Raw genomic sequence first — 6,091 nt, forward strand, 5'->3', positions numbered from 1 at the left:
CTCGGCTATATGACCATTTTTTTTACGGAAAGTTGCTGTAATGTTGTCATATTTTTTACATATTCCCTAACAACATGCTTCGTCTGCTCGTTCGTAGAATTATCATCAGAAATACATAATTCCCAATTATCATAACTCTGGGCCAGCACTGAATCAATACAAATACGAAGGTACTCTGGATTTGTATTGTATGTTGGTAGCAAAATGCTAATCAGCGGACGGTAACGAAACTTTTTAGACTGCTCTTTTTGTTCACTAAGTTGCTCGGCCGTCAGTGTGTGCTTGCCAAACCACTCAATGTATTCATCGTATCTCTTTTTATTTACAATTTTACGATCGCGATACAGACGAATTTGTTTTCGACCGTATGACGGATGTAATGTTGCGCGGACAGCAAATTTTGCGCTATTGATAATCATATTTTTCATGTTGCTTTACTCATCTCCCTTCATATAATTTCCATTCTCCCAACAACTTCATCGGCCCATCACGAAATTTGTCCTTTCCTTTTATAACAAACGAGAAAGCGCGTGGCAAATGTTTGACAATACCGTCGTCAATCCGACGATGTAGTGATATGTGAATATCATATCTTCCAGGATTAAAACAGTCTAGCTGCTGCTTAAAATTAATCTTCCTTCCATTTTTGATAAAGTGCTGCGGCGTATCTCTGCAATTACGATCAGCAAACACAAATCCACCATATACAAAAGAAATATTAACAAACAAGTCCTCAGAGATACCGTCAACAATAACGCCAATATCAAGTGTTTCTTTTTGGGTAAAAGACTTTTTATCCGGTAAATCAACAATCATCTCCACTGAATCGTCTTGAGATTCCTCCTCCGCCTTGGTGATGGTCTCGATATTTATCTCGGTATATAGGTCAGCGATCTCTTGAGGAGACCCGATATGCTTAATGCGACCACTCTCTATATACATAGCTCTTGAACAAAATCGCCGCACAGCATTCATGTCATGCGTGACAAAAACTACTGTTTGACCACTTCGCTTAACCTTTTCAAAATAATCAAAGCATTTCTGCTGAAATGCCGCGTCACCAACAGCCAGCACCTCATCCAGCATCAGGATGTCACCACGGGCTTTAATCGCCACTGAAAACGCCAATCTAACCTGCATTCCTGATGAATAGTTTTTTAGTTTTTCTTCCATAAAATCTGCCAACTCGGAAAATTCGACAATATCATCGTACATCAATTCCATCTCTTTATGGCTAAATCCTAATAGGGCACCGTTTAGAAATATATTTTCTCGACCGGTCAACTCGGGGTTAAAACCAACCCCAAGCTCAATAAACGGAACGAGAGATCCGTTTACCTGCACCGAACCCCCTGTTGGCGTATAAATTTGAGCGATTGATTTTAGTAGTGTACTCTTTCCTGACCCATTTTTACCAACTATACCAAAGAACTCGCCCTTTTTAATCTCAAATGAAATATCTTTTAGGGGAGTAAACTCTCGATACCCTTTTTTGCCTTTAAGATAATTGATTGTTTTTTGCTTGATACCGTTACTGGCTTCTGTTGGTATTTTGAATGTTTTTGTCAGCGTGTTAACGGCCACCGCAATATCGTCCATCGTTAAATCTCCTCCGCAAATGTTCTTGAACGCTTCTTAAAATACCATATCGCAAACACACCGACTATCACTATCACGAGAAACGGTATTGATAACATCCATATGTTTAGCCGATCCCACATCACCATCGTATCTTTAGTAATGAGGATATATCTACTGTCCTGAATAATCTGCGTAACCGGATTAAGAAAAAGCAGATCAACCGCGACACTACTCTTTTGTAAAACCATTTGAAGTGGATAGATAACAGGCGTTGCATAAAATGCAGCCTGAGTAATCACCTCCCACAAATAACCCGTATCTCGTGATTTAACGTTGAGAGCTGACAAGAAAAAAGCGATACCTAACGCAAATATGTATAGCTCAATGATAAGCGGTAGAATAAGCAGTGACATCCAAGACAGCTGTGCACCACTAACAAAAATGAATAATAGCACAACAATCATATTAAAAAACAGATTTATCAGAGAGGAGACTGTCCCAGAGATAACAACGATGTACTTTGGAAAATTAATTTTTCTAAGCAGATCACCCCGGCTTACTATAGAATTCAGGCCTTGATTAGTTGCTTCTACAAAAAAATTCCACAAGATTATACCCAATAATAGATATACCGGAAAATGTTGGATATTTCTTCCAACACCGAGGAACTTATCAAACACTATGTATAATATGGAAAAAAGAAAAAGCGGCTTGAGGATACTCCACACATATCCGAGCATAGAACCCTGGTAGCGCAACTTAAAATCTGTAACAACCAATTCCCTTAGGAGAATTCTGTTTTTTCTACTAAAAATTTCCAACCATTTCATAATCTGTATCACTTATTATACAATACGAGAGGAGTATTATGAATAGACTTGCGATTATCGTTCTTAATTGGAATGGTTCAGATGATGCCATAGAGTGTATTAAGTCACTAACGAGCCAGACGCTAAAGCCTGCTATTATCATAGTGGACAACAATTCGAGTGATAATTCTGTTGATATATTTGAAAGCTATATCGCATCTCATCAAAAAGAAGATATCACTTTAATTAAAAACCCACGAAATCTAGGGTTTGCCGGCGGTATTAATACTGGCCTGAGGTACGCACTTACCCAAAAGTTTGAGTTTGTGGGTGTTCTTAACCCTGATGCAGTTGCTGATACTAATTGGTGTAAATCCCTGTTAAGCGAGCTGTCTGGTCATGATGGTTGCGGTATCGTGACTGGGTTGTTAGCCAGACGAGACGGAAAAACTATTGACTCTTCAGGTGATTTTTATACCACCTGGGGCCTGCCTGGTCCACGTGGTCGTGATGAACCTATCAAAAATGCACCGGACAAACCTGGCGAGGTTTTTGGCGCAACTGGCGGCGGGGCAATTTACCGCGCAGCAATTTTTAACGACATTGACATGTTTGACGAGGACTTCTTCATGTATTACGAAGATGTCGATCTTAGTTTTCGCGCCCAGCTGGCTGGCTGGAAAGTCCGCTTTACACCTGAAGCCGTTGCCTACCACAAGGTTGGCGCTAGCAGCAAGAAAGTACCAGGTCTCGCCGTTTACAACACCTTCAAAAACCTACCGTTGGTCTTTATTAAAAACGTTCCAGGAAAGTTATTTTGGTATATTGGTCTGCGCTTTTTCCTGGCATATTGGCTAATTTTCGCTAGCGCTGTTCGCCACGGTAACGGCTGGCCCGCGCTTAAAGGTGTGCTGGTTTCAATCATTCACAAGCCTGCCGCTTACTACAAACGCGTATCAATTCAGAGAAGCCGCAAGGTTTCCGTCGACTACATCCATGGCATTATTCATGATGGACCGTTACCTAATCAAACCGGGCTATTAAAATTTAAGCGGTTTTTCAGAATGAGATAATATCATGGCAGTATGCGACCATGTTAACCAAACACGCCACCAAGTTCCGCTACCTCCTCATCGGCACCATCAACACCGCCATTGATTTTGGTGTGTTGTTTATGTTGACCTGGTTCATCAGCACGCCGAAAGAATTAGCCAACATTATCTCGACAACCATCGCCTTTAGTTTCAGCTTTGTCGCCAATCGATCATTCACCTTTCGCTCACGCACCGGCAATGTTCGCCGTCAGCTACTCCTCTTTACCCTCGTCACCCTATTTGGTCTCTGGGTAATTCAGACTATCATTATTGCGCTACTCGCGCCAATTTTCATTAGCTTTAATTTCAGTCAGCCGACAGCACTATTCGCCAGTAAGCTCATCGCCACCGTCGCCAGCCTCATCTGGAACTACCTGCTCTACACCAATGTTGTCTTCAAAGATTAAGAACTCTTCTGCGAGATTACTAAGTGCCGCGCACGGCCTTCGCCCTCAGAGTGGGTCTCAATATCGCTATAGTCACTCGCCACATGGTGCACTACCCAACGATCAGCCGAATTTAGTTCAATAATCTTCGTCTCACCCGTCCGCCGCACCTCTTCGATCCAGCCACGCGCCTTGTCAGCAATCTTTTCGGCATGCTGCTTCTTATAATCAGCGATATCAACATTCACTCGCACCAGCGCCGCCTGACGGTTACGCAAAATTGCTGACACCACCGTTTGTAGACTCCGCAGTGTCTCAGCATTTCGCCCGATCAGCAAGCTATTACGCTCACTCGACGGCACAACAGCCTTGATAACATCGTCTTCAACGCTAACCTCGACATCCAGATTGAGATCAAAGAACGCCAGAAAGTCCTCCAGATATTTCTTGACAAATTCAATGGTCGCGATTTGATCCATACATCCTCCTTAGTCTTTCGCTTTTATCCGCGTGATGTTCGCCTCAGTCGCTGTGGCCGCTCGTTGCGAAGCGGCTTTTGATTTTTTTGCTGATGCGGCAGACTTGCTCGTAGATTTTGGCGAACGCTTTTCGCCGGCAATTTGTTGCATTTCCGTTCCGTCTTGCTTGAGAATAATGGCGTTTTGGATATAAGCAGCGATATTTGAGGTTGCCATATAGAGTGCCAGCGCCCCTGGCAAACTGATCATAATAAGGAACATAAACACCGGCATAACCTTCATCATTTTGCGCGTGACAATGGCGTTAACCTCAGTTTGGTCAGCGTTCTTACCCTCGCCCGCCTCCATCAGCACATCACGCAACCGCTTCTTGTTGTCCGAACTTGGCGACATCTGCTTTGATAATAAATATTGCAAAACAGCGGCCACCAAGGCAAGGATGAGCAACCCAATTGATACACCACTTGATGATAACGCCTGCTTCGTCAGGTCCATCAGCCCCAAGAAATTCTGGTTAAAGTGATCTGGATTGGCGATCAAGTGCTTGACCGGCTCCCACTGCTCCATTACGTCGTATGTGTACTTAGCGAGCTCTGAGCGCTGCAATACGAATATCTGCACCACACGGTAAATCGCGATCAGTACCGGCAGCTGGATAAGAAGTACCAGGATAGAGCTCATCGGCTTGATGTTATGCTTTTTGTACACATCCATCATCGCCATCGCCCGCATCTGTGGATTATTCTTATATTTTTTGTTCAGCTTGGCAAGTTCGGGCTGTATCTTGCGCATCGCTTTGGCTTGATGGAGCTGCTTCTTAACCAGCGGCCACAACAGAAAACGCACAATTATTGTAAACAGTACAACGCTAACCCCAAAGTCGCCGCCTGGAATTAGCGCATAAATTGCCATCAGCAAGTTAAAAATTGGTTGCACAATAACCACATCAAACATGTTCATGTCCTCATTATACCAGAGGTGGCGCTATTTATACAGCCCCGCCTGTGAAAAGAGTTGTTTTACTGCCGTCCTTAGGTCGCTATGTGGCATCACCAGCACCTCCGGCGAAAACACCATAATAACAACATCAAACCCGCCCCGAATATATGGTAACTCGAGTCGGATAATTTCGTAAATTCGGCGACGTACGCGGTTGCGTTTGACGGCGGATTTAAGCACCTTTTTACTAATCACTACCGAAAACCGACCATGGCGACGGCGCGGATTGGCAATATATTTCATGGTGAGCTGCGATGAGCGAATTGCCCGCCCGCGCGCATAGACGTAGCGCAGACTACCATGACCATGAAATCGGTTGACGTGACGTAACATAAGTCCAGTATAGCAAAATCCCGCCCTGTTAGGCGAGGCGGGAGTTTGCGTTCTAGATAGCGATTTTAGCGCGACCCTTGAGGCGACGACGCTTCAGAACAGCGCGGCCAGCCTTGGTCGAAACACGAGCTCGAAAACCGTGCGTCTTGGCGCGATGTCGCTTGTGTGGTTGAAATGTTCGCTTTGGCATATCGTCATTTAGTGTAGCCTTTTTTGACATTTTTTGCAAGCCATGGATAAACTTTCCACCGTTTCTGCTGTTTTTTCCACATATTTATCAGAGGTGGTTCATTGCTGTGGAAAAATCACCTCGAGAGTCCCTGAATTTTATGATGGCGCCTGTGCTTGTGGAAAAGTCTGATTTTTTGCTATAGTAGGGTTATCAACGTAGTTCCGAGGGGGAAGGTATT

The 6,091-nt window shown here is 43.8% G+C and carries 9 protein-coding genes; 2 read left to right on the forward strand and 7 right to left on the reverse strand.

What is annotated here, in order from left to right:
* Window positions 1-5: 5 nt before the first annotated feature.
* Genes GWK76_04505 through GWK76_04515 form a run of 3 tightly spaced genes read right to left on the reverse strand, consistent with a single transcriptional unit; the run spans window position 6 to window position 2,411 of the window.
* Window positions 6-419 (reverse strand): glycosyltransferase, encoded by a 414-nt coding sequence (locus tag GWK76_04505; GenBank protein QHU92534.1) that lies wholly within the window; start codon window positions 417-419, stop codon window positions 6-8.
* Window positions 420-438: 19 nt separating this feature from the next.
* A complete protein-coding gene (locus GWK76_04510; protein QHU92535.1) occupies window positions 439-1,599 on the reverse strand; it encodes an ATP-binding cassette domain-containing protein in 1,161 nt (386 codons plus the stop codon).
* Window positions 1,600-1,601: 2 nt separating this feature from the next.
* On the reverse strand, window positions 1,602-2,411 hold the full coding sequence (locus GWK76_04515; GenBank protein ID QHU92536.1) for an ABC transporter permease: 810 nt from the start codon (window positions 2,409-2,411) through the stop codon (window positions 1,602-1,604).
* A gap of 38 nt (window positions 2,412-2,449) precedes the next feature.
* Here GWK76_04515 and GWK76_04520 point away from each other — a divergent pair, with 38 nt between their 5' ends.
* Window positions 2,450-3,463 carry a glycosyltransferase gene (locus GWK76_04520; protein ID QHU92537.1) on the forward strand — a complete coding sequence of 338 codons (1,014 nt, stop codon included), beginning with the start codon at window positions 2,450-2,452 and terminating at the stop codon, window positions 3,461-3,463.
* 59 nt (window positions 3,464-3,522) lie between these two features.
* Window positions 3,523-3,891, forward strand: coding sequence for a GtrA family protein (locus tag GWK76_04525; protein QHU92577.1), 369 nt, complete (start codon window positions 3,523-3,525; stop codon window positions 3,889-3,891).
* On the opposite strand, the gene GWK76_04530 is transcribed toward GWK76_04525, so the two are convergent.
* Genes GWK76_04530 through rpmH form a run of 4 tightly spaced genes read right to left on the reverse strand, consistent with a single transcriptional unit; the run spans window position 3,888 to window position 5,871 of the window.
* Window positions 3,888-4,349 carry a KH domain-containing protein gene (locus tag GWK76_04530; protein ID QHU92538.1) on the reverse strand — a complete coding sequence of 154 codons (462 nt, stop codon included), beginning with the start codon at window positions 4,347-4,349 and terminating at the stop codon, window positions 3,888-3,890. The two genes, GWK76_04525 and GWK76_04530, sit on opposite strands and share 4 nt — an antisense overlap.
* Before the next feature lie 9 nt (window positions 4,350-4,358).
* Window positions 4,359-5,309, reverse strand: a complete 951-nt coding sequence (gene yidC / locus GWK76_04535; GenBank protein ID QHU92539.1) for a membrane protein insertase YidC — start codon at window positions 5,307-5,309, stop codon at window positions 4,359-4,361.
* A gap of 24 nt (window positions 5,310-5,333) precedes the next feature.
* On the reverse strand, window positions 5,334-5,681 hold the full coding sequence (gene rnpA, locus GWK76_04540; protein QHU92540.1) for a ribonuclease P protein component: 348 nt from the start codon (window positions 5,679-5,681) through the stop codon (window positions 5,334-5,336).
* 52 nt (window positions 5,682-5,733) lie between these two features.
* Window positions 5,734-5,871 carry a 50S ribosomal protein L34 gene (gene rpmH / locus GWK76_04545; GenBank protein ID QHU92541.1) on the reverse strand — a complete coding sequence of 46 codons (138 nt, stop codon included), beginning with the start codon at window positions 5,869-5,871 and terminating at the stop codon, window positions 5,734-5,736.
* Between the last annotated feature and the right edge of the window lie 220 nt (window positions 5,872-6,091).

It is taken from the genome of Candidatus Saccharibacteria bacterium oral taxon 488 (genome assembly GCA_010202465.1).
Lineage (GTDB): Bacteria > Patescibacteriota > Saccharimonadia > Saccharimonadales > Saccharimonadaceae > Nanosynbacter.